The sequence below is a fragment of the Streptomyces melanosporofaciens genome, assembly GCF_900105695.1.
GTDB classification, from domain to species: domain Bacteria; phylum Actinomycetota; class Actinomycetes; order Streptomycetales; family Streptomycetaceae; genus Streptomyces; species Streptomyces antimycoticus.
The window spans coordinates 6292849-6318426 of the sequence record NZ_FNST01000002.1; the positions used below are offsets into that span (position 1 = coordinate 6292849).

At 72.3% G+C, this 25578-nt stretch carries 21 protein-coding genes, 1 pseudogene and 1 riboswitch; of the genes and pseudogenes, 16 read left to right on the forward strand and 6 right to left on the reverse strand.

Annotated features, from left to right (window positions below):
• Positions 1 to 36 precede the first annotated feature (36 nt).
• The 4 genes from BLV72_RS30190 (at position 37) to BLV72_RS30205 (ending at position 4900) form a co-directional block, all read left to right on the forward strand.
• The gene (locus BLV72_RS30190; RefSeq protein ID WP_093466191.1) at positions 37 to 1509 is read left to right on the forward strand and encodes an amino acid permease; all 1473 of its coding nucleotides are present in this window, start codon (positions 37 to 39) and stop codon (positions 1507 to 1509) included.
• A gap of 10 nt (positions 1510 to 1519) precedes the next feature.
• On the forward strand, positions 1520 to 1975 hold the full coding sequence (locus BLV72_RS30195) for an Lrp/AsnC family transcriptional regulator (protein WP_093466192.1): 456 nt from the start codon (positions 1520 to 1522) through the stop codon (positions 1973 to 1975).
• 334 nt (positions 1976 to 2309) lie between these two features.
• Complete coding sequence (locus BLV72_RS30200) at positions 2310 to 3110, forward strand: carbon-nitrogen hydrolase family protein (RefSeq protein WP_093466194.1); 801 nt, start codon at positions 2310 to 2312, stop codon at positions 3108 to 3110.
• 80 nt (positions 3111 to 3190) lie between these two features.
• Positions 3191 to 4900 carry a flavin monoamine oxidase family protein gene (locus BLV72_RS30205; protein WP_093466195.1) on the forward strand — a complete coding sequence of 570 codons (1710 nt, stop codon included), beginning with the start codon at positions 3191 to 3193 and terminating at the stop codon, positions 4898 to 4900.
• A 42-nt stretch (positions 4901 to 4942) separates the two neighbouring features.
• Here BLV72_RS30205 and BLV72_RS30210 read toward each other — a convergent pair whose 3' ends face one another.
• Both BLV72_RS30210 and BLV72_RS30215 read right to left on the reverse strand, forming a co-directional pair.
• On the reverse strand, positions 4943 to 5674 hold the full coding sequence (locus BLV72_RS30210) for a DUF5995 family protein (RefSeq protein WP_093466197.1): 732 nt from the start codon (positions 5672 to 5674) through the stop codon (positions 4943 to 4945).
• 88 nt (positions 5675 to 5762) lie between these two features.
• Positions 5763 to 6647 carry an NAD-dependent epimerase/dehydratase family protein gene (locus tag BLV72_RS30215; RefSeq protein ID WP_093470633.1) on the reverse strand — a complete coding sequence of 295 codons (885 nt, stop codon included), beginning with the start codon at positions 6645 to 6647 and terminating at the stop codon, positions 5763 to 5765.
• A gap of 129 nt (positions 6648 to 6776) precedes the next feature.
• On the opposite strand from BLV72_RS30215, the gene BLV72_RS30220 reads away from it, so the two are divergent.
• A complete protein-coding gene (locus BLV72_RS30220; RefSeq protein ID WP_093466198.1) occupies positions 6777 to 7658 on the forward strand; it encodes a helix-turn-helix transcriptional regulator in 882 nt (293 codons plus the stop codon).
• A 12-nt stretch (positions 7659 to 7670) separates the two neighbouring features.
• On the opposite strand, the gene BLV72_RS30225 is transcribed toward BLV72_RS30220, so the two are convergent.
• The 3 genes from BLV72_RS30225 to BLV72_RS30235 all read right to left on the reverse strand — a co-directional run bounded on the left by BLV72_RS30225 (position 7671) and on the right by BLV72_RS30235 (position 11300).
• The gene (locus BLV72_RS30225; RefSeq protein ID WP_093466200.1) at positions 7671 to 9053 is read right to left on the reverse strand and encodes a uracil-xanthine permease family protein; all 1383 of its coding nucleotides are present in this window, start codon (positions 9051 to 9053) and stop codon (positions 7671 to 7673) included.
• Positions 9054 to 9122: 69 nt separating this feature from the next.
• Positions 9123 to 9998 carry an isocitrate lyase/PEP mutase family protein gene (locus BLV72_RS30230; protein ID WP_093466201.1) on the reverse strand — a complete coding sequence of 292 codons (876 nt, stop codon included), beginning with the start codon at positions 9996 to 9998 and terminating at the stop codon, positions 9123 to 9125.
• A gap of 69 nt (positions 9999 to 10067) precedes the next feature.
• Entirely contained in the window at positions 10068 to 11300 is a 1233-nt protein-coding gene (locus BLV72_RS30235; protein ID WP_093466203.1) for an MFS transporter, read from the reverse strand.
• A gap of 112 nt (positions 11301 to 11412) precedes the next feature.
• Here BLV72_RS30235 and BLV72_RS30240 point away from each other — a divergent pair, with 112 nt between their 5' ends.
• The 11 genes from BLV72_RS30240 to BLV72_RS30290 all read left to right on the forward strand — a co-directional run bounded on the left by BLV72_RS30240 (position 11413) and on the right by BLV72_RS30290 (position 23548).
• Positions 11413 to 12639 (forward strand): ROK family transcriptional regulator, encoded by a 1227-nt coding sequence (locus BLV72_RS30240; RefSeq protein WP_093470634.1) that lies wholly within the window; start codon positions 11413 to 11415, stop codon positions 12637 to 12639.
• A 163-nt stretch (positions 12640 to 12802) separates the two neighbouring features.
• Positions 12803 to 14107 (forward strand): alginate lyase family protein, encoded by a 1305-nt coding sequence (locus tag BLV72_RS30245; RefSeq protein ID WP_093466204.1) that lies wholly within the window; start codon positions 12803 to 12805, stop codon positions 14105 to 14107.
• Between the two features lie 940 nt (positions 14108 to 15047).
• Positions 15048 to 15178, forward strand: a riboswitch (FMN riboswitch).
• Between the two features lie 154 nt (positions 15179 to 15332).
• Positions 15333 to 16442 carry a bifunctional diaminohydroxyphosphoribosylaminopyrimidine deaminase/5-amino-6-(5-phosphoribosylamino)uracil reductase RibD gene (gene ribD, locus BLV72_RS30250; RefSeq protein WP_093466206.1) on the forward strand — a complete coding sequence of 370 codons (1110 nt, stop codon included), beginning with the start codon at positions 15333 to 15335 and terminating at the stop codon, positions 16440 to 16442.
• A 1-nt stretch (position 16443) separates the two neighbouring features.
• Positions 16444 to 17166, forward strand: a complete 723-nt coding sequence (locus BLV72_RS30255; protein ID WP_093466207.1) for a riboflavin synthase — start codon at positions 16444 to 16446, stop codon at positions 17164 to 17166.
• Positions 17163 to 18494 (forward strand): bifunctional 3,4-dihydroxy-2-butanone-4-phosphate synthase/GTP cyclohydrolase II, encoded by a 1332-nt coding sequence (locus BLV72_RS30260; RefSeq protein WP_244321084.1) that lies wholly within the window; start codon positions 17163 to 17165, stop codon positions 18492 to 18494. Before BLV72_RS30255 ends, BLV72_RS30260 begins: the two co-directional genes overlap by 4 nt.
• A gap of 54 nt (positions 18495 to 18548) precedes the next feature.
• Positions 18549 to 19034 carry a 6,7-dimethyl-8-ribityllumazine synthase gene (gene ribH / locus BLV72_RS30265; protein WP_059145759.1) on the forward strand — a complete coding sequence of 162 codons (486 nt, stop codon included), beginning with the start codon at positions 18549 to 18551 and terminating at the stop codon, positions 19032 to 19034.
• Positions 19035 to 19070: 36 nt separating this feature from the next.
• Complete coding sequence (locus BLV72_RS30270; protein ID WP_014056301.1) at positions 19071 to 19343, forward strand: phosphoribosyl-ATP diphosphatase; 273 nt, start codon at positions 19071 to 19073, stop codon at positions 19341 to 19343.
• Positions 19344 to 19391: 48 nt separating this feature from the next.
• The gene (gene hisG / locus BLV72_RS30275; protein WP_093466209.1) at positions 19392 to 20240 is read left to right on the forward strand and encodes an ATP phosphoribosyltransferase; all 849 of its coding nucleotides are present in this window, start codon (positions 19392 to 19394) and stop codon (positions 20238 to 20240) included.
• Positions 20241 to 20298: 58 nt separating this feature from the next.
• On the forward strand, positions 20299 to 20754 hold the full coding sequence (locus BLV72_RS30280; protein ID WP_093466210.1) for a PH domain-containing protein: 456 nt from the start codon (positions 20299 to 20301) through the stop codon (positions 20752 to 20754).
• Positions 20755 to 21068: 314 nt separating this feature from the next.
• Positions 21069 to 22442 carry a hemolysin family protein gene (locus BLV72_RS30285; RefSeq protein ID WP_093466212.1) on the forward strand — a complete coding sequence of 458 codons (1374 nt, stop codon included), beginning with the start codon at positions 21069 to 21071 and terminating at the stop codon, positions 22440 to 22442.
• Positions 22439 to 23548, forward strand: a complete 1110-nt coding sequence (locus tag BLV72_RS30290) for a hemolysin family protein (protein ID WP_093466213.1) — start codon at positions 22439 to 22441, stop codon at positions 23546 to 23548. Before BLV72_RS30285 ends, BLV72_RS30290 begins: the two co-directional genes overlap by 4 nt.
• Before the next feature lie 135 nt (positions 23549 to 23683).
• Here the strand turns inward: BLV72_RS30290 and BLV72_RS30295 are convergent.
• A pseudogene (locus tag BLV72_RS30295) lies at positions 23684 to 25572 on the reverse strand (AAA family ATPase).
• Positions 25573 to 25578 lie beyond the last annotated feature (6 nt).

The following is a 25578-nucleotide window of genomic DNA, read 5'->3' on the forward strand; positions in this document are numbered from 1 at the left end:
CCACCACCAGATGGCAGCGATTAAGGAGCCACCCCTGTGTTGGAGCACGGCGCAGCACCGCCCGCCACCCATCAACCGGAACCAGACCCTCCGGTCGGCGGACTGGGCGCCCGGCTGATGCGGCGCAAGCCCGTGGAGCGGCTGGTCGCCGAGGGCGGCCAGGGCGAGGGCGGCAGTCTGCGGCGCTCGATGGGCATGTGGCAGCTCACCATGATCAGCATCGGGGCCACCCTGGGCACCGGCATCTTCGTGGTGCTCGGCGAGGCCGTACCGGACGCCGGTCCCGCGGTCATCGTGTCGTTCGTCATCGCCGGGCTCACCGCGCTGTTCTCCGCGCTGTCCTACGCCGAGCTGGCGGGCACCATCCCCGTCTCCGGCTCCTCGTACTCCTACGCCTACGCCACGATGGGCGAGCTGATCGCCTGGATCTGCGGCTGGTGTCTGATCCTGGAGTACGGCGTCTCGGTGGCGGCCGTCGCCGTCGGCTGGGGCGAGTACCTGAACGAACTGCTCGACGGCACCCTCGGCGTCACCATCCCCGACGCCCTGGCCGCCCCGCCCGGGGACGGCGGGATCTTCAACCTGCCCGCCCTGCTCGTGGTGCTGCTGGCCATGGCGTTCCTGCTGGGCGGCGCCAAGGAGAGCGCCCGCGCCAACGCGGTCATGGTGGCGGTGAAGATCGCGGCGCTGATCCTCTTCTGTGCCGTCGCCTTCACCGGCATCCGGGCGGGCAACTACACCCCGTTCATGCCGCTGGGCATGGCGGGTGTCAGCGCCGCCGGTGCCACCCTCTTCTTCTCCTACATCGGCTTCGACGCCGCCTCCACGGCCGGTGAGGAGGCCAAGAACCCCCAGCGCGACCTGCCCCGCGCGATCATGCTCTCGCTGATCATCGTCACCGCGCTGTACTGCCTGGTCGCCGCCGTGGCGGTGGGCGCCCTGCCGTGGAAGAAGTTCTCGGGTTCCGAGGCCGCGCTCGCCTCGATCATGAAGGATGTCACCGGACAGGACGCCTGGGCCGTGCTGCTGGCCGCCGGAGCGGTCGTCGCGATCGCCTCCGTGGTGCTGACCGTGCTCTACGGCCAGACCCGCATCCTCTTCGCGATGTCCCGGGACGGGCTGGTGCCCAAGGTCTTCTCCACCGTCCACGCCAGGACCGGGGTGCCCCGCGCCAACACCGTGATCGTCTCGCTCTTCTGCGGGGTCCTGGCCGCCGCGATCCCGCTCGGCCAGCTCGCCGACGCCACCAGCATCGGCACCCTCTTCGCCTTCGCGCTGGTCAACATCGCCGTGATCGTGCTGCGCCGGACCCGGCCCGAGATGACCCGTACTTTCCGGGTGCCGCTGTCCCCGCTCTTCCCGGTGATCGGCTTCGCGCTGTGTCTGTGGATGATGGGCAGCCTGCAGTTCGTGACCTGGGTGGTGTTCGGCTGCTGGATGGCCGTCGGCCTTGTGTTGTACTTCGCATACGGCTTGCGCCGATCCCGACTGGCCACAGCAGAGAAGTGATTGCCCCCCAGTGCGACTGAATGATCTCGACGAACGCATCGTCCACGCCCTCGCCGAGGACGCCCGCCGCTCCTACGCCGACATCGGCGAGCTGGTAGGACTGTCCGCGCCCGCCGTCAAACGGCGGGTGGACCGGCTGCGCGCGGAGGGAGCCATCACCGGCTTCACGGTGCGGGTCGACCCGGTGGCGCTGGGCTGGGAGACCGAGGGTTTCATCGAGCTCTACTGCCGCCACAACACCTCGCCGGAGGCCATCCGCCGGGGCCTGTCGCGCTATCCCGAGGTGGTGTCCGCGTCGACCGTCACCGGCGACGCGGACGCCGTCGTCCAGGTCTTCGCCTCCGATATGCGCCACTTCGAGCGGGTGCTGGAGCGGATCGCGGGGGAGGCGTTCGTGGAGCGCACCAAGTCCGTGCTGGTGCTGTCGCCCCTGCTGCGGCGGTTCAGCTCGGGCGCGCCCACATAAGCGCTCCGCCGGGTGCGCCCTGATCGACGGGGGTGCCCCGACCTGCCGGTGAGCGTCCGCGGCGGCGTTGTGGCCGGGCGCGCCCACGCGGCGGAGCCGCACATCGACACCGCCCCGCGCCCCTTCGGGGCTCGTCCGAGCAGCCCCCGCCCAGGCATGGCCCCCGTACGTGCCCCGGCCCCGCACACGCCCGGGTCCAGCGCGTGCAATGAATCGACGTGGACCGATCCCCATGCGTCATGAATCGACGCCGGACGCAACGAAGCCGTCTTGTTGGGCGATCCGGAGGCAACGTACTGTTTTTATACCCGTACTCCTCCTCTCAAGGTCTGCCATGTCGCCGCTGCGCACCGCTCTGCTCCAGAACTCCGGTCACCCCGGCGATCCCGCCGGGAACCTCAAGGTCCTCGACGAGGCCGCCGCCGGCGCCGCCGCCGACGGGGCCGGGCTGCTGGTCACCGCGGAGATGTTCCTCACGGGATACGCGATTGGCGGCCGCGGCGTACGGGAGCTGGCCGAGCCCGCCGACGGGCCGAGCGGCCGGGCCGTGGCCGAGATCGCCGCGACACACGGTCTCGCCATCCTCTACGGCTACCCCGAGAGCCATGCGGGCGCCGTGTACAACTCCGCACGGCTCGTGGGCGCGGACGGCGCCGAACTGGCCAACTACCGCAAGTCCCATCTCTACGGCTGCTTCGAGCGGGCGTCGTTCACCCCCGGCGAGACCCCCGTCGTCCAGGCCACCATCGGCGAGCTGACCGTCGGCATCCTGATCTGCTACGACGTGGAGTTCCCGGAGAACGTACGGGCCCACGCCCTCGCCGGGACGGATCTGCTGCTGGTGCCCACCGCGCAGATGCACCCCTTCGAGTTCGTCGCCGAATCCGTGATTCCGGTGCGGGCCTTCGAGAGCCAGATGTACATCGCGTACGTCAACCGCAGCGGTGTCGAGGGCGAGTTCGACTTCGTGGGCCTGAGCTGTCTGGCCGGGCCCGACGGCGCCACCTGTCTGCGCGCCGGCCGCGGTGAGGAACTCCTCCTCGGCGATGTCGCCCCCAAGCTGCTGACCACCTCGCGCCGGATCAACCCGTATCTGCGCGACCGCCGCCCCGGTCTGTACTCCTCCCTCGGCTGATCAGTCCTCGGCCGATCCGTCCGGACCCCGCCGCCCCGAAACACCCCGTTGAGCACCAACCAGCAAGGAATCCGTACCCCATGACGTCCACGGTGCCCACCGCCGTCCATGACGAGCAGGAAACGCAGGCCCATCAGGCCCTTCCGCCCATGACCATGTTCGGCCCGGACTTCCCCTACGCCTACGACGACTTCCTCGCCCACCCGGCGGGCCTGGGCCAGATACCCGCGACCGAGCACGGCAACGAGGTCGCGGTCATCGGCGGCGGTCTCTCCGGCCTCGTCACCGCGTACGAGCTGATGAAGATGGGCCTGCGGCCCGTGGTCCACGAGGCCGACCGGATCGGCGGCCGGCTGCGCACCGTCGGCTTCGACGGCTGTGACGACGCGCTGACGGCCGAGATGGGCGCGATGCGCTTCCCGCCGTCCTCCACCGCCCTCCAGCACTACATCGACCTGGTGGGCCTGAAGACCCGGCCGTTCCCCAACCCGCTGGCCCCCGACACCCCCTCGACCGTCGTCGACCTCAAGGGCGAGTCCCATTACGCCCGCACCATCGACGATCTGCCGCCGGTCTACCGCGAGGTGGCCGACGCCTGGAACGCCTGCCTGGAGGAGGGCGCGGACTTCTCCGACATGAACCGCGCCATCCGCGAGCGGAACGTCCCCCGCATCCGGGAGATCTGGTCGCGGCTGGTCGAGAAGCTGGACAACCAGACCTTCTACGGCTTCCTGTGCGACTCCGCGGCCTTCACCTCCTTCCGTCACCGCGAGATCTTCGGCCAGGTCGGCTTCGGCACCGGTGGCTGGGACACCGACTTCCCCAACTCCATCCTGGAGATCCTGCGGGTCGTCTACACCGAGGCCGACGACCACCACCGCGGCATCGTCGGTGGCAGCCAGCAGCTTCCGCTGCGGCTGTGGGAGCGCGAGCCCGAGAAGATCGTCCACTGGCCCCAGGGCACCTCGCTGTCCTCGCTGCACGGCGGTGTGCCCCGCCCGGCCGTGACCCGGCTGCACCGGGCAGCGGGCGACCGCGTCGTGGTGACGGACGCGAGCGGTGACATCCGCTCGTACCGGGCGGTGGTCTTCACCGCGCAGTCCTGGATGCTGCTCTCCAAGATCGACTGCGATGACTCGCTCTTCCCGATCGACCACTGGACGGCCATCGAGCGCACCCACTACATGGAGTCCAGCAAGCTCTTCGTGCCGGTGGACCGGCCGTTCTGGCTGGACAAGGACGAGATCACCGGTCGGGACACGATGAGCATGACGCTCACCGACCGGATGACCCGCGGTACCTACCTGCTGGACGACGGCCCGGACCGGCCCGCCGTCATCTGCCTCTCCTACACCTGGTGCGACGACAGCCTCAAGTGGCTGCCGCTGTCGGCGAACGAGCGGATGGAGGTCATGCTCAAGTCGCTCTCGGAGATCTATCCGCACGTCGACATCCGCAAGCACATCATCGGCAGCCCGGTCACCGTGTCCTGGGAGAACGAGCCCTACTTCATGGGCGCGTTCAAGGCCAATCTGCCCGGCCACTACCGCTACCAGCGCCGGCTGTTCACCCACTTCATGCAGGACCGGCTGCCCGCCGACAAGCGCGGCATCTTCCTCGCGGGCGACGACATCTCCTGGACGGCGGGCTGGGCCGAGGGCGCCATCCAGACCGCGCTCAACGCCGTGTGGGGCGTGATGCACCGCTTCGGCGGCGCCACCGACCCGAAGAACCCCGGGCCGGGCGATCTGTACGACGAGATCGCGCCCGTCGAGCTCCCCGAGGACTGAGCCGGTCCCAGGGCCATTACGCCGCGACGGCGGGCCGCTACGTCAAGGGCGGGCCGTGGCGTCGCCGGCGGGCCGTTGCGCCGATGGCAGAGGGGTGAGCAGAAAGCGCCCGACCAGACCCACGGTCGCATCCACGCGCTCCGCGAACTCCTCCGCCAGGTCCGGCACCCCGCGCAGCCCCCACAGCGCGCGGAACGCCGCCCATGCGGCGTCCCGCGCCTTCTCCAGGCTCCAGGAGCCCACGAGATGGGTGAGCGGATCGGCCACGTCCAGCAGGTCGGGGCCGGGCATGAGCTCCTCCCGGATCCGCTCCTCCATCCCCGTGAGCAGCGCGCCGATCCGGTCGAAGTCGCCCTCCAGGGCGTCCGGTTCGAGGTCCCGGGCCCGGCAGGTGTCCAGCAGCGCGAGCGCCAGGTCATGGCCGATATGGGCGTTGATCCCGGCGAGTGCGAACTGCACCGGGCGCACTCCCGGATGGCGCCGGAGCTGGAACAGCGGCCGCCAGCAGGCGGGCGGCCGCCCGCCCGTGGTCACCGCGTCGACCGCCGCCAGATAGCGCTCGGCGAACCGCACGTCCAGCTCCTGGGTGGCGGACGGGTCGTGGAAGTACCCGTCCCTGAGCCGGCGGCCGACCTCCTCGGTGACCGAGAGATACACCCCGTTGAAGACCGCCACCCCGTCCCTGGGCGGCAGCGCCGCGCCGAGCGCGCTCATGCGCGCCACGACGCTCTGCACGGTGCGCGGGGCGAGCCGCGCGTGCGTGGGCATCGTCATGGACGCCAGGGTGGCAGGCCGGAGGGGTGCGGGCCCGCCATACGCCGCCGCTTCCCCTGGACGGCCTAACGTCCCGTCAACCGCCGTATCACAGCACCCCGGCGTCGCGGGCGGTCCAGATCGAGGGATACAGCGGCCGCCAGCCCAGCTCATCCCGGAGCCGGAGGTTGGAGGTGATCCCGGACCAGGGGTCGTCGTTCGTCCGCTCGGTCATGCCCTCGGGCAGCGGCGCGCCCATGAGCTGGTGGATTTCGACGACGGTCGCCGGGGCGTCGTCGACGATGTTGTACTTGCGGCCCGACACCGAGCCGCCGGCCGTGCCGCCCGGGGCGCGCAGCAGCCGCAGCAGCGCCGATGTCGCGTCGGCGTGGTGGACCATGGCGAGCCGCTGGCTCCCGGCCCAGTTGCGCGAGTGCGGCAGAAAGTTCGCCATATGCGGATCGCCGTCCCCGTACACGAAGGCCAGGCTGCCGATCCGCAGATCCAGGCCGTGCTCGCGGTGCAGCGCCAGCAGCTCCCGCTCCGCCTCCGCCTTCGAGGCGGGGTAGGCGCGCCAGAGCAGACCGCCGGGCACGCTCTCGTCGTCCTCCGTGAACGGCCGGCCGCGCGAGGCGCCGTACACCAGATTGGTGCTGACCTGGAGGAACCGGCTCGTCCCGGCCTCCACCGCGGCCCGCCCGAGGGCGACGGCCGCGTCCCGGTTGACCGCCCACGCCTCCTCGTCCGGCACCCCGCGGAAGGCTGCCGCGATGTTGACGACCGCATGCACCCCCTCCATGGCCCTCCGCAGATCCTTCTCCTCGCGCAGATCGCCCACCGTGAGCTGCGCGCCCTGGGCCGCGAACGGCGCACCGCGCTCCTCGTCGCGCACCAGCAGCCGTACCTCGGTACCGGCCGCGGGCCGCTCCAGCAGCCGCTTGGTGAACCGCCGTCCCACCTGGCCGGTCGCACCCGTCACCAGAATCAAGGGCATCAGCATCCGCCTTTCGTCTCGATCGCTCGGCCACAGCCTGCGACGGCCTCGGCGGGGCCGGGAGAGACCTGCCCATCCAGGGATCGGCAGACCCTGGATACCCGGCGCGGGCGCGGCGACCATGGGAGCGTGCATCGATCGGAGCTCGCCGACTTCCTGCGCCGCTGCCGCGCCCGCCTCGGCCCCGCCGAGGTGGGGCTGACGCCCGGCCCCCGGCGCCGTACGCCCGGACTGCGCCGGGAGGAGGTGGCCCAGCTCGCGGGCATGTCACCGGACTACTACACCCGGCTGGAGCAGGCCCGCGGCCCGCGCCCGTCCCGCCAGATGCTGACCGCGCTGGCCCGGGCGCTGCGGCTCACCGACGACGAGCGCGACTATCTCTTCCATCTGGTGGGGGAGGAGCCGCCGCGCGACCGCAGCACCTCGGGGCATGTGCGGCCCGGTCTGCTCAGGGTGCTGGACCGGCTGTTCGACACCCCGGCCCAGGTGATCACCGACTGGGGCGAGGTGCTGGCGCAGAACGCGATGGCGGCGGCGCTGGTCGGCGACATCACGGCGCGGCCGCCCGGCGACCGCAATATCGTCCGGAGCTTCTTCACCCGGCCCGGCGACGACTCCGGCGTCCCCGGGATCTTCCCGAGCGAGGAGATCGAGGAGCACGCCCGGCTGCATGTGGCCAACCTCCGCGCCGTGCTCGCGGCCCGACCCGACGATCCGGGCCCGGCGACCCTGGTGGCCGAACTGCTGTCGGTGAGCCCGGAGTTCGCGGCGCTGTGGGAGGCCCATGAGGTGGCCGTACGGCACTCCTCGGTCAAGCGGTTCGTCCACCCGGTGGTGGGCACGATGGAGCTGGACTGCGAGGTCCTGCTGAGCTCGGAACACGCCCAGCGGCTGATCGTCCACACCGCCCGCCCCGGCAGCGAGTCCGCCGAGCGGCTCGAACTGCTCCGGGTGCTGGGCCTGCAGGACCTCGCCCCGCGGGGAGGACAGGACCTCGCCCCGCGGGGATAGGTGCTCCGGCGGTCAGGCCGGCCGGTCGTCGTCGTATCCGCTGGTGCCCGCGTCCAGCAGGGGCTCCTGTGGCTTGAGATGGGCCGGGGCCAGGGCGCGCAGCACGTGGTAGCCGAGCAGTACCACGATCGTGCCGAGGGCGATCCCGCCCAGCTCGAAGTTCTGGCCGACCTTCAGGCTGACGCCACCGACGCCGATGATGACGCCCGCCGCGACCGGCACCAGATTGAGCGGATTGCGCAGGTCCACCTTGTTGTGCACCCAGATCTGCGCACCGAGCAGCCCGATCATGCCGTAGAGGATGACGGTGATCCCGCCCAGCACCCCGCCCGGCACCGCCGCCACCACCGCGCCGAACTTGGGGCAGAGCCCGAAGAGCAGCGCGAAGCCCGCGGCCGCCCAGTACGCGGCGGTGGAGTAGACCCGGGTGGCCGCCATGACCCCGATGTTCTCGGAGTACGTCGTATTGGCCGGGCCGCCGACCGATGTGGAGATCATGGTCGCCGCGCCGTCCGCGGCGATCGCCGTGCCCAGCTGGTCGTCGAGCGGATCGCCGATCATCTCGCCGACCGCCTTCACGTGCCCGGCGTTCTCGGCGATCAGCGCGATCACGACCGGCAGCGCCACCAGCACCGCCGACCAGTGGAAGCTGGGCGCGTGCAGCGAGGGCAGACCGATCCAGTCCGCCTTGGCCACACCGGACAGATCCAGCCGCCAGTGGTCGGTGACCCGTCCGCTGCCGTCGATCGAGTGGATCCTGCCGAAGAGGCGGTCGAGGACCCAGGAGACCGCATAGCCGAAGACCAGTCCCAGGAAGATCGCGATACGCGACCAGAAGCCCCGCAGACAGACCACCGCCGCCCCGGTGACCAGCATCGTCAGCAGCGCGGTCCACTGATCGGCGGGCCAGTACGTACCGGCGGTCACCGGTGCGAGATTGAACCCGATCAGCATGACCACCGCGCCGGTCACCACCGGCGGCATCGCCGCGTGGATGATCCGGGCGCCGAATTTCCGTACCGCCAGACCGCTCAGCAGCAGCACCCCGCCGACCACCAGGATCGCCCCGGTGACGGCGGCGCTGCCGCCGCCCTGCGCCCTGATCGCGGCGGCCACGCCGACGAAGGACAGGCTGCACCCCAGATAGCTGGGGATCCGGCCGCGGGTCGCCAGCAGGAAGAGGATGGTCGCGACGCCGGACATCATGATCGCGAGGTTGGGGTCGAGCCCCATCAGCACCGGGGCCACAAAGCTGGCCCCGAACATGGCCACGACATGCTGTGCGCCGAGCCCCGCCGTCCTCGGCCATGACAGCCGCTCGTCCGGCTTGACGACGGCGCCCGGGGCGGGGGTGCGCCCATCGCCGTGCAGGGTCCAGCGCACGCCGAGGCCCATGACTGCTCCACTTCATCGCTACGGGGAATTCGCAGCAATGTTAGTTGGCCGAAATTGTGCGCCTTGCAGCTATGTCGGGATGCCCTCGGCGACGTCCTCGGTGAAGTCCTCGGCCAGTGACTGCGCCTCGGCGTAGGAGGGCAGGTCGGCGGCCTGATGGGCCGGGGCAGGCGCGTCGGGGTGGGCGATCGTCCAGGCCAGCTCGACGGCGCGGTCCAGGGCGGCCCGGAAGAGCAGCGAACCGCAGCTGATCCGCCGCACCCCGAGCTCCGCGAGGCGCTCATAGGTGTGGCGGCCGGGGGTGAAGAGGATGTTCAGCGGGGTTTCGCCGAGGTCGTCGGCCAGGGCGCCGATTTCGTGTTCATCGGTGAGCGCGGGCACGAAGATCCCGTCCGCGCCTGCCCGCAGATACGCCTCGATGCGTTCGGCGGCGGCGGACAGCGAGGGCGGGGTGTCACCACCGATCGCGGCGAGCCAGTGGGTGTCGGTCCGCGCGTTCACGAACAGCCGGGGCACCCGCTCCTTGACGGCCGCGAGCACCGCGCACTGCCGGGCCAGGGGCGCGAGGGTGCCGTCCGGGCGGCCGTCCTCGATGTTCACGCCGACCACCCCGGCCCGGTCCAGCTCGGCCGCGAGCGCCGCGACCTCCTCGGGCCGCTCGCTGAACCCGCCCTCGATGTCGACGCTCACCAGCGCAGGGAGCCGGGCGATGCCGCGGCCGAGGGCGAGGGTCTCGTCGCGGGCGGCGCCCGTCGCGTCCGGCAGCCCGGCCGCCGCCGCCACGCCGAGGCTGGTGGTGCCGATGGCCGGGAAGCCGCGCCGGACCAGGGCGGCGGCGGAGGCGTGGTCCCAGGCGTTGGGCAGCAGCAGCGGCCGCTCGCCGTGGTGGAGCCGGCGGAAGGCGGTGTGGCGCTCTGGCGCCGGGGCGTCGCTCTTGTCGCTCATATCACCGACCGTAGGGCCGGATCACTTCGGCGCTCACCGAACAGTGGTCCTGGCCCCATCCCCGCCCCGTCAGGGAAGCGTGGCCCGGGACGCGGACGGTTCGGGGTCGGCGGCAGGGACCGCGGTGTCCGTCTCCGTAGGGGTCCGCAGCACCCCCGCCCCCGCCACCAGCCCCAGCGTCAACGTTGTGACCAGGCAGAACGAGACCGTCAGCGAGGTCAGGTCCGCGATCGAGCCCATGGCCGCCGGAGCGATCAGCCCCGAGGTGTACGTGATCGTGGCGACGCCCGCGATGGCCTGGCTCGGGGCCGGGCCGCTGTGCCCGGCGGCGGCGAAGGCCAGCGGCACCACGACCGCGATGCCCAGTCCGATGAGGCCGAATCCGGCGATGGCGAGGGCGGCGCCGGGGGCGGTGACCACCAGGATGCCGCCGGCGGTGGCGAGGAGGCCGCCGGTCCGTACGGTCCGCACCGGCCCGAAGCGGCTCACCACCGCGTCCCCGATGAGCCGGGCACCGGCCATCGTGCAGGAGAAGGCGGTGGTGCAGGCGGCGGCGACACCGGGGGAGGAGTCCATGACATCGCGCAGATAGACCGCCGACCAGTCAAGGCTCGCCCCCTCGGCGAAGACCGCGCAGAAACCCACCGCGCCGATGATCAGCGCGGAGCGGGGCGGCAGGGCGAACCGGGGCGGTGGGTGCTCCTCGGGGGCGCTGCGCAGGTCGAGGACCCAGTGGCAGGCCACCGCGCCGAGCACCGTGAGAACCCCGGCGGCGATGCTGAGATGGAGCCGGGCGTCGGCCTCGGCGTGCGCCGCGATCGTGCCCGCAGCCGAGCCGGTGAGCGCTCCCGCGCTCCACATGCCGTGCAGCCCGGACATGATCGAGCGGCCGAGGCGGTTCTCGACCTCGACACCGAGGGCGTTCATGGCGACGTCGGACATCCCGGCGGTCGCCCCGAAGACGAACAGCGCACCGCACAGCCAGACCAGACCGGGCGCCAGCGGGGGCATCACCAGCCAGGCGGTCCACAGGGCGAGCAGTCCGCGCAGCGCCGTGCGGGCACCGAAGCGGTGGCTGATCCGCCCGGCCAGGGGCATCGCGATCGAGGCCCCGATGGCGGGAAAGGCGAGCGCGAGGCCGAGTTGACCGGCGCTGAGGTCCAGCCGCTCCTGGATCCAGGGGATACGGGTGGCGAAGTTGCCGGTCACCGCGCCGTGCACGGCGAACACGGCCGCCACGGCGATCCGCGCCCGCCGTACGGGGCGCATCTCGGACGCCCCCGCTTCCTTGAGCCTGCCCATACCTGTCGCACCCTCCCCGTAGCGCCGGCCCGTGCCGTGGTCCACGGGAAACTATCAGGAAGGGTCCCTGATAGATAGGGCTTTTCCCGTGGCCTTCTGGAAGGATCCCGGCATGACGTCGACGAGCGTGTCCGTGGCGGGCCGCACCGCCTCACCGAGTACGGCGCGGGCCATCAACGACCGCCTCGCCCTGCATCTGCTCAAGGACGAGGGGCCGTTGACCGCGGGTCAGCTCAAGTCGCTGACCGGGCTGTCCCGTCCCACCATCGCGGACCTGGTCGAGCGGCTGCGGCAGACCGGGCTGGTGGCGGTCGTGGGGGAGACCGGGGCCGAGCGCCGGGGGCCCAACGCGCGGGTGTACGGGATCGTCGCCGACAGCGCGCATGTGGCCGGGGTCGACGTCCGTACGGACAGCGTGGCCGTATGCGTGGCCGATCTACTGGGCCGGACCAAGGCGGAGGAGTCGCTTCCGGTGGCCCCGGACGGGGATCCGGCGCGCACCGTGGCGGCCGCGGTGGCCCTGGTGGAGCGGGCCGCCGAGCGGGCCGGGGCGGCGCGGCTGCACCACATCGGCATCGGGGTGCCCGGTCTCATCGACCCCGCCACCGGGGAGCTCAACTCCACCGGCGGACTGCCCTCCTGGCACCGGGAGCTGGCCACCGCGCTCCACCGCGACCTCGCGGCACCGGTGCTGCTGGAGAACGAGGTCAATCTGGCGGCCGTCGCCGAACAGCGGATGGGCACGGCGCGCGACCGCGACACCTTCGTCCTGCTGTGGCTCGGCCACGGCATCGGCGCGGCCGTGGTGCTCGACCGGGTGCTGCGGCGCGGTGCGTCCGGCGGCACCGGGGAGATCGGCTTTCTGCCGGTGCCGGGCACCTCGGGGCTGCCCTCCGCCACCGGCTGCGACGGCGGGTTCCACTCCCTGGTGAGCAGCGGCGCGGTCTGCGAACTCGCCCAGGAGTACGGTCTGGAGGCCGCGGCGGGCGGCGAACGCGGGGCGGGCACGGAGGGCTCCGGCGCGGCGGAGGCGGCGATCCGCGCGGCGCTCGACGCGGGGGAGCGCGGCGAGGCGTTCCTGGACACGCTGGCGGCCCGTATCGCGCTGGGCGTCGCGGCGATCTGCGCGGTGCTCGATCCGGGGTGCGCGGTGCTCGGCGGTGAGGTCGGCCGGGCCGGGGGCGAGGGGCTCGCGCGGCGGGTGGAGGACCATGTCGCCCGGCTGTCGCCGCTGCGGACGCGGGTGCGCGCGGGGGTCGTGGGCGGCGGCGGGGTGTTGCGCGGTGCCGTGCTGACGGCGCTGGACGCGGCGCAGAACGAGCTGTTCGGCGCGCCGTAGCGCCCGCCGTAGCCGTCGGTCACCCGCCCTTTCGGGGTGAGGGCATTCGCCTGCCCGGGGTGAGGGCATTCCTGCGCGATCTCTTGTCGTGCCCATGGAGCCGCCTTACTCTGAGCCCGATCTCAAGTCTGAATAGCGTTCAGATATCTGATTGGAGTGCTCAATGGGTGCACCTCCAGCGGGACGCGGGCGGTTCGCCCGGGCGATCGTCACCGCCTCCGCCCTCCTGGCCGTCCTGGCGATCCCCGCCGCCCCCTCCGCGCAGGGCGCCGAGTCCGTGCGGCATTCCGGCTCGGTGCCCCGGACGGTGGTGCTCGACGGGCCCCGACTGTCCCTCACCAAGCTGAAACTGCAGCTGGGAGACCGGAATCTGCGGCGGACCGTACGTGATCTGACCGCCCAGGCCGACCAGTGGATGGACCAGGGACCCTGGACGGTCACCGACAAGGACCAGGTGCCGCCCAGCGGCGACAAACACGACTACTTCAGCCAGGCCCCCTACTGGTGGCCGAGCCAACCCAAGACCGACGACAATCCGTACGGCTGCCCTTACGTTCAGAAGGATGGCCAACGGAACCCCGACGTGGACAAGATGACGGACCGTCCCGAGGTCGGCAAGGTCTTCGAATCCGCCTACGAGCTCTCCCTGGCCTGGTACTACACCGGTAAGCGGGCCTACGCCGAGCACGCCGCCGACATCCTGCGCACCTGGTTCGTCACCCCGGCGACCCGGATGAACCCGAGCCTGAACCACGCCCAGTTCATCCCCTGCATGTACGACGGCCGCTCGATCGGGATCATCGACTTCTCCCAGGGCTTCACCAGCCTCCTGGACGCCGCGGCCCTCCTCGACACCGGCGCCCCCGGCTGGTCCAAGAGCGATCACGAGGGCTTCCGCACCTGGAACAAGCAGTTCCTGGACTGGCTGGTGAACAGCGACTTCGGCAAGGAGGAAGGCGCCGCCGAGAACAACCACGGCACCTTCTACGACATGCAGGTGGCCGCCATCGCCACCGCCGTGGGCGACCGGGACCGGGCCCGCCAGGTGCTCCGCGACGCCCGCACCAAGCGCATCGACACCCAGATCGCGGCCGACGGCACGCAGCCCCAGGAGCTCGAGCGCACCCGCAGCTTCCACTACTCGACCTTCAACCTCGTCGCATACACCCGGATGGCCGCCATCGGCAAGCACGTCGGCGTGGACCTGTGGCACTACACCGGGCCCGGCGGCGCGAACCTCTTCAAGGCGGTCGACGTCCTGCTCCCGGCGGCCACCGGCGCCGCGCCCTGGCCGTACCCGGAGCTCGACCTCCGCGCCTACGCGGCGAGCGACATCGTCCACGCGGCGGCCGACGCCGGGGACCGCAAGGCCCGCGCGGCGGTGAACAAACTCCAGGCCCCGCCCGGCGGCGACCTGTGGGCCCTGCGGCCGGCGGTGGAGCAACTGGACAGCATCGCGCAGGGGTAGTGGGGCAGCGGGCTTTCCTCCCCCACCCCGCCCCTCCCCGAAACCGGGGGCAAGCCCCCGGGCCCCCGCTCCCGGTTCTGGGCTGACGTAGATGCGGCGAAGTCTGCCGGGACTCGGGCCTCCCGCGGGCGGCCGGAACAGACGTGAACCCGCGCCCGGCGACCGCCGCGGCTGCCCGTGGCGGGAGGCGTCGCCCCGGGGCTGCCGGGGCCGGAGCTACGCCCCCCGCAAGCCCCGGCCCCCGCTCGGGACCGGCTCGTAGCCGCGCAGCCCCTGGCGCCTCTTAGGTGCCGGGGCGGAGTGGGGGCCATGGCGGGTGGTCGCAGCGGACTTTGGCCCGTTGGTGGTGGAGGCGTGGGCTCGGGTTGCCGTGGTCGGGGGGTGAGTCCTTGGCCGGGGCAGCTGTGAGCCGTCGGCTCCCGTGCGGGACCGGCTCATAGCCGCGCAGCCCGTGTAGGCCCTTGCAACTCTTAGGTGCCGGGGGCGAGGTTGGGGCCGGGGGTGTGTCCTTGGCGAGCTCCCGGCCCCCGCTCGGGACCGGCCTGCAGCCGCGCAGCCCGCCTAGGCCCTGGTACCCCGCAGGTGCCGGGGGCGGAGTCGGGTTCGCGGCGGTGGCCGCGGCGGTCTTCGGGGCGGTGGTGGTGCAAGGTGTCGGCCCGGGGTTGTCGGGTCGGGCTGTGTCTCCGGGTCGGGACCGGCGTGGGTGCCGCGGAGTTCGTTGCGGCCCGGCGCCCCGGAGGCGAACGGGGCAGGTGTGGGCCCCGCCTCCGGCGGCCGCCGGGGCCGCCGGTGGTGGGTGTGCCGGGGCCGGGGGCCTGTCCCCGGTTTCGGGAAGGGGCGGGGGATCCGGCCCGGCCCGGGGCGGGTGAGGGAGGCCACATTGGTCTTGCCTCCCACCTGCGCTGATGGCCATGGCACACTAGGGGCGTACCAGTGACGTCAGCGCACTCCGGGGTCGGTGAAAATCCGAACCGGCGGTTACAGTCCGCGACCCGTCCGCCGCCAGCGGTCGGTTGACCAGGTGAAATTCCTGGACCGACGGTGAAAGTCCGGATGGGAGGCAGTGCGCGGCGGTAGCGACATCACCGGTGCGCCGCCTCGGCGGTCCGTCCTTGCGCAGGCAGGGCGGGCTCTTTGCCGAACCTGGCGTGCCGGCGGCGGCGTTCCCGTTCCTTTGTCATCTCGACAGCCCCGGAGTCCGTGCCCGAAGAGGCAGGAGGACCCGGTGGCCACCGCAGCCGAAGCCCAAGCGATGCGCCATGCCGTCGCGCTCGCCGCCCGCGGCCTCGGCCACACCAGCCCCAACCCCGTCGTCGGCTGCGTCATCCTCGACGCCGGCGGCCGCGTGGTCGGTGAGGGCTGGCACCAGCGGGCCGGCGGTCCGCATGCCGAGGTTCACGCGCTGCGCGCGGCGGGGGAGCGGGCCCGTGGCGGCACCGCCCTCGTCACCCTCGAACCGTGTGACCACACCGGCCGCACCGGCCCCTGCTCCCAGGCCCTGATCGCCGCCGGGATCACCCGCGTCCACTACGCCGTCGGCGACCCCACCGCACAGGCCCGGGGCGGCGCCGCCACCCTCGCCGCGGCCGGGGTCGAGGTCGAGGCCGGGCTGCTGGCCGAGGAGGCCGAGGCGGTCAACGAGCCCTGGCTGACCGCGATGCGCCGCGGCCGCCCCTTCGTACTGTGGAAGTTCGCCGCGACGCTGGACGGCCGCAGCGCCGCCGCCGACGGCACCAGCCGGTGGATCACCTCCCCCGAGGCCCGCGCCGACGTGCACCGGCTGCGCGGGGAGGCCGACGCCGTCGTCGTCGGCTCCGGCACCCTGCGCGCCGACGACCCCCACCTGGCCGTACGGGACCGGGAGGGAGTCACCCAGCCGCTGCGGGTCGTCGTGGACACGGGCGCGACCATCAAGCCCGGCGCCCGGGTCCTGGACGACGCCGCGCCCACACTGCTCGCCGTCGCCGAGGACGTCAGTACCGCCCATCTGCCCCGGCGGCCGGGCGTGGAGACCGTAAGGCTGCCACGCGCGGACGGCGGCCTCGCGATCCCCGCGCTCCTGGCCGCGCTGCACGAGCGCGGAGTGCGCTCCGTCCTGCTGGAGGGCGGGCCCACCCTCGCCGGCGCGTTCCTCGCCGCGGGCGCCGTCGACAAGGTCGTCGGCTATCTCGCTCCCGTCCTGCTCGGCGCGGGCCCCGCCGCCCTGGCCGACGCCGGAATCACCACCATCGCGCAGGCGTTGCGCCTCGAGACGGCCGACGTCACCCGGCTCGGCCCCGATCTGCGCGTCACCGCCGTTCCCGTCGCCCCCGCCCCCCTCGCCGAGGAGAACTGAAGTGTTCACCGGAATTGTCGAAGAACTGGGTGAGATCGTCGCCATCGAGCACCTGGGCGACGCGTCCCGCTTCCAGGTGCGCGGTCCCGTCGTCACCGAGGGGGCGAAGCACGGCGACTCCATCGCCGTCAACGGCGTCTGTCTCACCGTCGTCGACCTCATCGAGGACGCGGAGGGCACCCGGTTCAGCGCCGACGTCATGGCCGAGACCCTGGGCCGCTCCAGCCTCGGCGCGCTCGACATCGGCTCCCGGGTCAACCTGGAGCGCCCCATGGCGCTGGGCGGACGGCTCGGCGGCCACATCGTGCAGGGCCATGTGGACGGCACCGGCGCCATCGTGGACCGCAAGCTCTCCGAGCACTGGGAGATCGTGAAGATCTCGCTGCCCGCCGAGCTGAGCCGCTATGTCGTCGAGAAGGGCTCCATCACGGTCGACGGCATCAGCCTGACCGTCGTCGACGCGGGCTTCGACTACTTCACCGTCAGCCTCATCCCGACGACCCTCGCGCTCACCACGCTCGGCGTCAAACAGGCCGGGGACCCGGTCAACCTCGAGGTGGACGTGCTCGCCAAGTACATCGAGCGGCTGCTGGGACGGGACAACGCCCCGCAGGGCAACGGCTTGCAGGGCAACGGCTTGCAGAGCAACGGCCCGCAGGCCGACGCCCTGCGGAACAACGGCTTGCTGGACAACGGCACGCAGGACAAGGAGGCCACAGCATGAGCGAGGCATACGCGGTCACCGAACCGCTTCCCAGTGGCCCGGCCGCTCCCCTGCGAGCCGCGCACTGGCCCGACGAACTGGCCCTTGACCCCATCGAGCGGGCCATCGCCGACATCGCCGCGGGCCGCCCCGTCGTCGTCGTGGACGACGAGGACCGGGAGAACGAGGGCGACCTCGTCGCCGCCGCCGAGATGATCACCCCGGAGATCGTCGCGTTCATGATGAACGAGTGCCGGGGACTCATCTGCGCGCCCATGGAGGGCGCCGACCTCGACCGGCTCCGGCTTCCCCAGATGGTCGAAGAGAACACCGAGTCCATGCGGACCGCCTTCACCGTCTCGGTCGACGCCACCGCCGAACACGGCGTCAGCACCGGGATCTCCGCCGCCGACCGGGCCACCACCCTGCGGCTGCTGGCCGACCCGGGCACCGTCCCCGGCGATCTCGTGCGCCCCGGCCATATCTTCCCGCTGCGCGCCCGCCCCGGCGGTGTGCTCGCCCGCGACGGCCACACCGAGGCCGGGGTCGACCTGGCCCGGCTGGCCGGACTGCGCCCGGCGGCCGTGATCTGCGAGATCGCGGGCGAGGACGGCGTGATGCTGCGCCTGCCCGACCTGGTCGCCTTCGCCCGCAAGCACGACCTGGCGATCGTCTCCATCGCCGATCTGATCGCGTACCGCAAGCCCGCCGAGCCGCTCGTGCGGCGCGAGGCCGAGACCCGGCTGCCCACCGCCTTCGGCGACTTCCGGGCGTTCGGCTACCGCGCGTCCGACGGCGTGGAGCACATCGCGCTGGTCCAGGGCGAGATCGGGGACGGTGAGGACGTGCTGGTCCGCGTCCACTCCGAATGCCTCACCGGCGATGTCTTCCACTCGCTGCGCTGCGACTGCGGCCCCCAGCTGCACGCCGCGCTGGAGCGGGTCACCGCCGAGGGCCGTGGCATCGTCCTGTATCTGCGCGGCCACGAGGGACGCGGTATCGGGCTGCTGTCCAAGCTGCGCGCGTACGAGCTGCAGGAGCTGGGCCGGGACACCCTGGACGCCAATCTGGAGCTCGGCTTGCCCGCCGACGCGCGGGACTACGCCGCGGGCGCGGAGATCCTCGCCGACCTCGGCGTGCGCTCGCTGCGGCTGATGACCAACAACCCGGACAAGACCTCGGGGCTGGTCCGGCACGGGCTGCGGGTCACCGGCCGGGAGCCGATGCCCGTCCAGGCCGGGGAGCACAACCTCCGCTATCTGCGGACGAAGCGGGACCGGATGGGGCACGACCTGCCCTGGCTGGACGGCGACCGCGCCGAGCCCGTTTCCGCCTGCGGCAACCAGTGACCACCTCAAGTACCCCCATACACCAGTACATCAGAGAAAGCACCGAGGAGAGACGTGAGCGGTAAGGGCGCCCCCGAACTGTCCGTGAAGAACTGCGGGGACCTGCGCGTCGCCGTCATCGCCGCACAGTGGCACGAGAAGGTGATGGACGGGCTGCTCGACGGCGCCCTGCGCGCCCTCGGAGAGCTGGGCATCGACGAGCCCACCGTGCTGCGGGTGCCGGGCAGCTTCGAGCTGCCGGTGGTCGCGAAGGTGCTCGCCGGCCGCGGCTATGACGCGATCGTGGCCCTGGGCGTCGTCATCCGCGGCGGCACCCCGCACTTCGACTATGTGTGCCAGGGCGTCACCCAGGGGCTGACCCAGGTCAGCGTGGACACCGGCGTGCCGATCGGCTTCGGCGTGCTGACCTGCGACACCGAGGAGCAGGCCCTGGACCGGGCCGGGATCGCGGGCTCCAGCGAGGACAAGGGCCATGAGGCGGTCACCGCGGCCGTCGCCACCGCCACCACCCTGCGCTCGGTCGCCGAACCCTGGCGCTGAGGGGTGTCGCACGGCCCAAGTAGGATGACGGACACCATGCCCAAGAAGACGTTCGAGGAGCTCTTCACCGAGCTCCAGCAGAAGGCCGCCACGGCCGACCCCGCCACCTCCCGCACCGCCGAACTGGTCCACTCCGGTGTGCACGCCATCGGCAAGAAGGTCGTGGAGGAGGCCGCCGAGGTGTGGATGGCCGCCGAGTACGAGAGCGACGAGGCGACCGCCGAGGAGATCTCCCAGCTCCTGTACCACCTTCAGGTGATGATGGTCGCCAAGGGGCTGACCCTCGACGACGTCTACGCCCACCTCTGACACCCCCCGCCCGCACCCTCACCCTCGCAACCGAAGGAAAGAGCACTCATGCTGCGCATCGCCGTCCCCAACAAGGGTTCACTGTCCGAGCCTGCGTCGGCGATGCTCCATGAGGCGGGCTACCGGCAGCGCAAGGACCGCCGGGAGCTGGTCCTCGTCGACGGGGAGAACGAGGTGGAGTTCTTCTTCCTCCGCCCCCGCGACATCGCCGTGTACGTGGGCTCCGGCCGGCTCGACATCGGCATCACCGGCCGCGATCTGCTGCTGGACTCCGGCTCCCAGGCCGAGGAGATCATGCAGCTCGGCTTCGCCGGGTCCACCTTCCGCTACGCCACCCGTCCCGGCACGGCGAAGGACGTCAGCGAGTTCGGCGGGATGACCGTGGCCACCTCCTTCGCCGGACTGGTCACCAAGCACCTCGCCGACAACGGCGTGGACGCCGCCGTGGTCCACCTCGACGGCGCCGTCGAGACCGCCATCCAGCTCGGTGTCGCCGAGATCATCGCGGATGTGGTCGAGACCGGCACCACCCTGCGCAACGCCGGGCTGGAGATCATCGGCGAGCCCATCCTGGAGTCCGAGGCGGTCGTCATCCGCCGCACCGGCGACCCCAGCGACGACCCCAAGGTCCAGCAGTTCCTCCGCCGGATGCAGGGCGTCCTGGTCGCCCGGCGGTACGTGATGATGGACTACGACATCCGGGTGGAGCAGGTGGAGCGCGCCGTCGCGCTCACCCCGGGCCTGGAGTCGCCCACCGTCTCCCCGCTGCACCACGAGGGCTGGGTCGCGGTCCGCTCGATGGTCCCCGCCAAGGACGCCCAGCGGATCATGGACGAGCTCTACGACCTGGGGGCCCGGGCCATCCTCACCACGGGCATCCACGCCTGCCGCCTCTGACGGCACGCCCCGCCCCGCCTTCTCTCCCGTTCCCTCCTCATCCGAGAGGCCGACCCACGTGTCCGCCGCCGCGCCCCCGCCCGCCCTGCCCGTCACCTTCCGGCCGACCAGGACCCGCGCCGTCCTGATGACCGTGGGCATCGCCGTCCTGGTCGTCCTCACGGTGGTCGCCCTGCTGCTGGAGCGGCTGGGGCCGGGGGAGAAGGCCAGCTTCATCATCACCGGACTGCTGTTCTTCGGGGTGCTGACGCTGCTCAGCCGCCCCAAGGTGGTGGCCGAGGAGGACGGTGTGACCGTCGTCAACCTCACCACCAAGCGGCGGCTGGAGTGGGCGGAGGTGCTCCGGGTCAATCTGCGCCCCGGCGACCCGTGGGTCTATCTGGACCTCGCGGACGGCACCAGCCTGCCCGCGATGGGCATCCAGCCCGGCATCGCCAAGGCGCGGGCCATCAGCGACGCGCGGGCCCTGCGCGCCCTCGCCGAGCAACACGGCACAGGTCGTGCCGTGGACTGAGCCGCCCGGCCGGTCCGCCCGGCCCCAGCGGTGCTGAGCTGCCCCTTTATGTCCGTTTCCGCCCCTGCCGGGCGGTTCCCCGGAACTTGTCGGCACATTGATCGGCACTCCAACGGCGTGAGGGGCCTGCCCGTCACGCCCCATCCTTGATTACCCTGTTGCCGGGGCCGAACGGTGCCCCGCCCCGCCTCTCCCTGTGCGCACGCACCCCGTGCGCCCCGGCGGGCTCCCCTGCGACCCGAGGAGTGACTCCCTCCGCAGATGGACGGATCGTCCTGTAGTACCTGCGCCGCCGCCGACCACAAGGCGGCGGCATGAGCACCACCCTGTCCCTCCTGCTGCTCTCCGCGGCACTTGTCCTGATCCTCGCCAACGGCTTCTTCGTGGCCGCCGAGTTCGGCCTGGTCACCGTCGAGCGGCCGGACGCCGAGCGAGCCGCCGACGAGGGCGACAAGCGCGCCCGTACCGTCGTCGAGGCGCTGCGCGAGCTGTCCTTCCAGCTCTCCGGCACCCAGCTCGGCATCACCATCACCTCGCTGATCGTCGGCATGCTCGCCGAGCCCGCGCTCGGCCATCTGCTGACCGCGCCGCTGGAGGCGGTCGGACTGCCGCACGGCGCCGTCTCCGGTGTCGCCGTCGTCCTCGGCATGCTGCTGGCCTCCGCGGTCCAGATGGTCATCGGTGAGCTGGTGCCCAAGAACTGGGCGGTCTCCCGGCCGCTGCAGGTCGCCCGCTTCGTCGCGGGCCCGCAGTACGCCTTCGCCCGCTTCTTCCGGCCCGTGATCGCCCTGCTCAACACCATGGCCAACCGGCTGGTGCGGGCGCTGGGCGTCGAGCCCACCGAGGAGCTGGCCTCCGCCCGCACCCCCGGTGAGCTGGTCTCGCTGGCCCGCCACTCGGCGCGGGCCGGCGCGATCGAGCAGGACACGGCGGATCTGTTCGTCCGCACCTTGTCCCTGGGCGAGCTGACCACCCAGCATGTGATGACCCCGCGGGTGCGGGTAAGCGCGCTGCACTCCTCGGCGACCGCCGTGGATGTGCTCAACCTCACCCGAGCCACCGGGCTGTCCCGCTTCCCCGTCTACCGCCACCGGCTGGACGAGGTCATCGGGATGGTGCACCTCAAGGACGCCCTCGCGGTGCCCGCGGGGGACCGGCTGCGCACCTCGGTCAGCCGGATCGCCCAGCCCCCGCTGCTGGTTCCCGAGACGCTGCCGGTCCAGCCGCTGCTGGAGCGGCTGCGCAGCGAACAGCCGATAGCCGTGGTCGTCGACGAGTACGGCGGCACGGCCGGGGTGGTCACCCTGGAGGACATCGTCGAGGAGCTGGTCGGCGAGGTGCGCGACGAGCACGACGACGAGGCGTCGGAGACCCCCGACCTGGTGCAGGCCCTCACCGAGGACGGCCGCACCGCCTGGGACGCCGACGGCGGCTGCCGCGTCGACACCCTCCGCCGGATCGGCCTCGACGCGCCCGACGGGCCGTACGAGACCGTGGCCGGGCTGGTGGCCGATCTGTTGGCGCGGATCCCCGTCCCCGGCGACACCGCCGAGCTGCCCGGCTGGAAGCTGGCCGTCCGCCAGGTCGGCCACCACCGGGCGGAGCTGGTGCGCATCGTCCGTACGAAGCCGGGTACGCCGCCGAAGGTGACTGCCGGCGCCGTGGCCGGGGAGGGGAGGGGACGATGAGTTTCGTACAGCTTCTCTTCGCTGCCCTGCTGGTCCTGGCCAACGGCTTCTTCGTGGGCGCCGAGTTCGCCCTGGTCTCGGTGCGCCGCAGCCAGATCGAACCGCGCGCGGCCGAGGGCTCCGGGCGCGCCCGTACGGTCCTGACCGGCCTGGAGAACCTGCCGCAGATGATGGCGGCCGCGCAGTTCGGCATCACCATCTGCTCGCTGACGCTCGGCGCGGTTGCCGAGCCGACCGTCGCCCAGCTCCTGGAGCCGGTCTTCCACACCGTCCATCTGCCCGAGCAGCTGGTGCACCCCCTCGGCTACGCCATCGCGCTCGCCGTGGTCGTCTGCCTCCATCTGCTCATCGGCGAGATGGTGCCGAAGAACCTGGCCATGGCGGCGCCGGCCAAGACCGCGCTGTGGCTCGGCCCCGGGCTGGTCGCCTTCGCGCGGCTGTGCCGGCCGGTCACCGCGCTGCTGGGGGCGTGCGCCCGGCTGGTGCTGCGGCTGTTCCGGGTGGAGCCCAAGGACGAGGTCGAGGCCGTCTTCACCAGTGAGCAGCTCACCCATCTGGTCGAGGACTCCCGGCAGGCCGGGCTGCTCGATCCCGGTGAGCACGAGCGGCTCGCGGACGCCCTGGAGCTGGGCAGCCGCCCGATCACCGACGTCCTCCTGGACCCGGCCGGTCTGGTCACCGTCGACCCCTCGGTCACCCCCCGGGAGATCGAGGAGCTGACCGTGCGCACCGGCTACTCGCGCTTTCCGGTGCGCGGCCCCGGCGGCGCTTTCATGGGCTATCTGCATGTGAAGGACGTCCTGGAGCTGGAGTTCCCGGAGCGGGCGGTGCCGCAGCGGGTCTGGCATCCGATCGAGACGCTCCGGGCGGAGCTGCCGCTGGACGACGCCCTGACCGCGATGCGCCGGGCCGCTTCCCACCTGGCGGCGGTCGCCGATGGGTCCGGCACGGTGCTGGGGCTGGTCGCCCTGGAGGACGTCCTGGAAAAGCTGGTGGGCGAGGTCCATGACCCCGCGCACCGCGGTGGGGCCCGGGACCGGGTGGCCGAGCCCAGGGGCGAGGCGGCGGCCTCCCTGTCCAAGGAGGAGCGGGCGATGGTCGGCTGACCGCGCGGTCGCGCCTGCGGCGGGCCTTCCCCTACTCGCATGAAATCAGCCCCTCCGGCGCTTGAGGAGGGGATCCGGGGCGGAGCCCCGGTTGCGGGAAGGGGCGGGTAGGGGAGAAAGCCCGCCGCAGGCGCGCTACCCCAGGGGCGGGTCCTGGGGGTCGCGGTACATGGGACCGCGACCGGACAGGACCTCCCCGTACGCCTGCATCAGATCCGGCAGCCGCAACGTGGCCAGGTCATCGCGCGTCGGAGTGCCACTCCACCCGGAGAGCCGCAAATCCCGGTAGGCACAGCTCTTCTCGTACAGCGTGCGAAGGAACCGCCCGTTCCCCAGCTCGTCGATCCAGCTCTGGTCCACCACATGGCCGCTGATGCTGCGCAGCTCCTCCACGGCCTCCTCGTCCCACACATCCCCGTTCTCCGCCGCCAGCACCTCACCGATGCGGGTGAGCTCCAGCGGGCGGTAGCTGGGGAAGTCGACGCGGGTGGTGAAGCGGGAGCCGAGGCCGGGGTTGGCGGCCAGCAGCCGGTCCATGCCCTCGGGGTAGCCGGCGAGGATCACCACGAGCCGGTCGCGGTTGTCCTCGGCGCGCTTGAGCAGTACCTGAAGCGCCTCGTCGCCGTATGCGTCGCCCTTGCTGTAGCCCGAGTTGGACAGGGAGTACGCCTCGTCGACGAAGAGCACCCCGCCGAGCGCCGAGTCGATCAGCTCATTGGCCTTCACCGCCGTCTGGCCCAGGTACTCGCCGACCAGATCGGCGCGCCCGGCCTCCACCAGATGGTCGCCGCCGAGCAGCCCGAGGGCGTAGAAGACCCGGCCGAGGATGCGGGCCACGGTGGTCTTGCCGGTGCCGGAGGGGCCGGAGAAGACGAAGTGCCGCTTGGGCGGCTGGACCGGCAGGCCCTGCCCGGCGCGCAGCCGCGCCATGTGGAGCTGCGCCGACAGCGCCCGCACCTGGCGCTTGACCGGCTCCAGGCCGACCATGCGCTCCAGCTCCTGCAGCGCGCTCTCCAGCAGCACCGGATCCGAGGGGCCGGGCTGGGAGGGCAGACCGGCCCGCGCGCGGGTGCCCCCGCGCCCACCACGGCGGGGCCCATCAGCGGCGGGCCCTCGGGCCCCTCGGCCGCGGCCCGCGGATCGCGGCCGTCGGCGGGCAGCGTATCGGCGGGGTCGGTGGTGGTGTCCCGGCCGTCCGTGGCGTCCTGGCCACCGGCGCCGGCCAGCGAGACGGCGGCCAGATCCGCGGGCTCGTCCAGCCCGTCGGACTCGGCTATCGCCGCGAGCCGCGCCGAGGTGTCCATGAAGGTGGAGTCGATGCGGTGCACGGCGCGGTAGAGGGGGAGCGCGGCGGCGCTGCGCCCGGTGCCCTCATGCGCGCGGGCGAGCCAGTAGCGCAGCTCCTTGCGCTGGGGCTGTTCGCTGCGACAGCGCATTAAGGCGGCGGCCAGCAGAGGTTCGGCCTGGCTGTACATCTCCAGCCGGACCCGCGCCATCCCGGCGAACAGACCCGCCTCGATACCGAGGAACGGATCGTCCAGCAGCGGCTCGGTGTGGCGCACCAGCTGCTCCCAGTCCTTGACCAGATAGGCGCGGCAGGCGTGCAGAAAGCGGGCCTGCGGATCGGCCTCCACCGGCGGGCAGCCGGCCAGCGCCCGGTCCAGCTCGGGCACATGGCGGCCGTCGAGCCAGTGCGAGGCGTGGGCCAGCAGCAGGTCCCGGCTGGTCTCCAGCACCGGCTGGACCCACCAGCCCAGCCAATACCAGGAGTTGAGGGTGCGGCGGTGGCGGGCGCGCTGCTCGCCGAAGCGGTCGCGGTGCCGGTACATCCGCAGCAGCGCGGCCGCGGTGTCGGCCCGCAGCGCGTGCAGTCCGAGCCAGGCGTCGGCCATTCCGGGATCGAGCCGCGTGGCGGCCCGGAACTCCTCCTCGGCCTGTGCGTACGCGCCCATCGTGTAGGCGTCGACGGCCCGCAGCCAGGCGAGGTCGGCCGGGGCGTGCGAACCTTGCGTGCCGAAATCCATCACGTC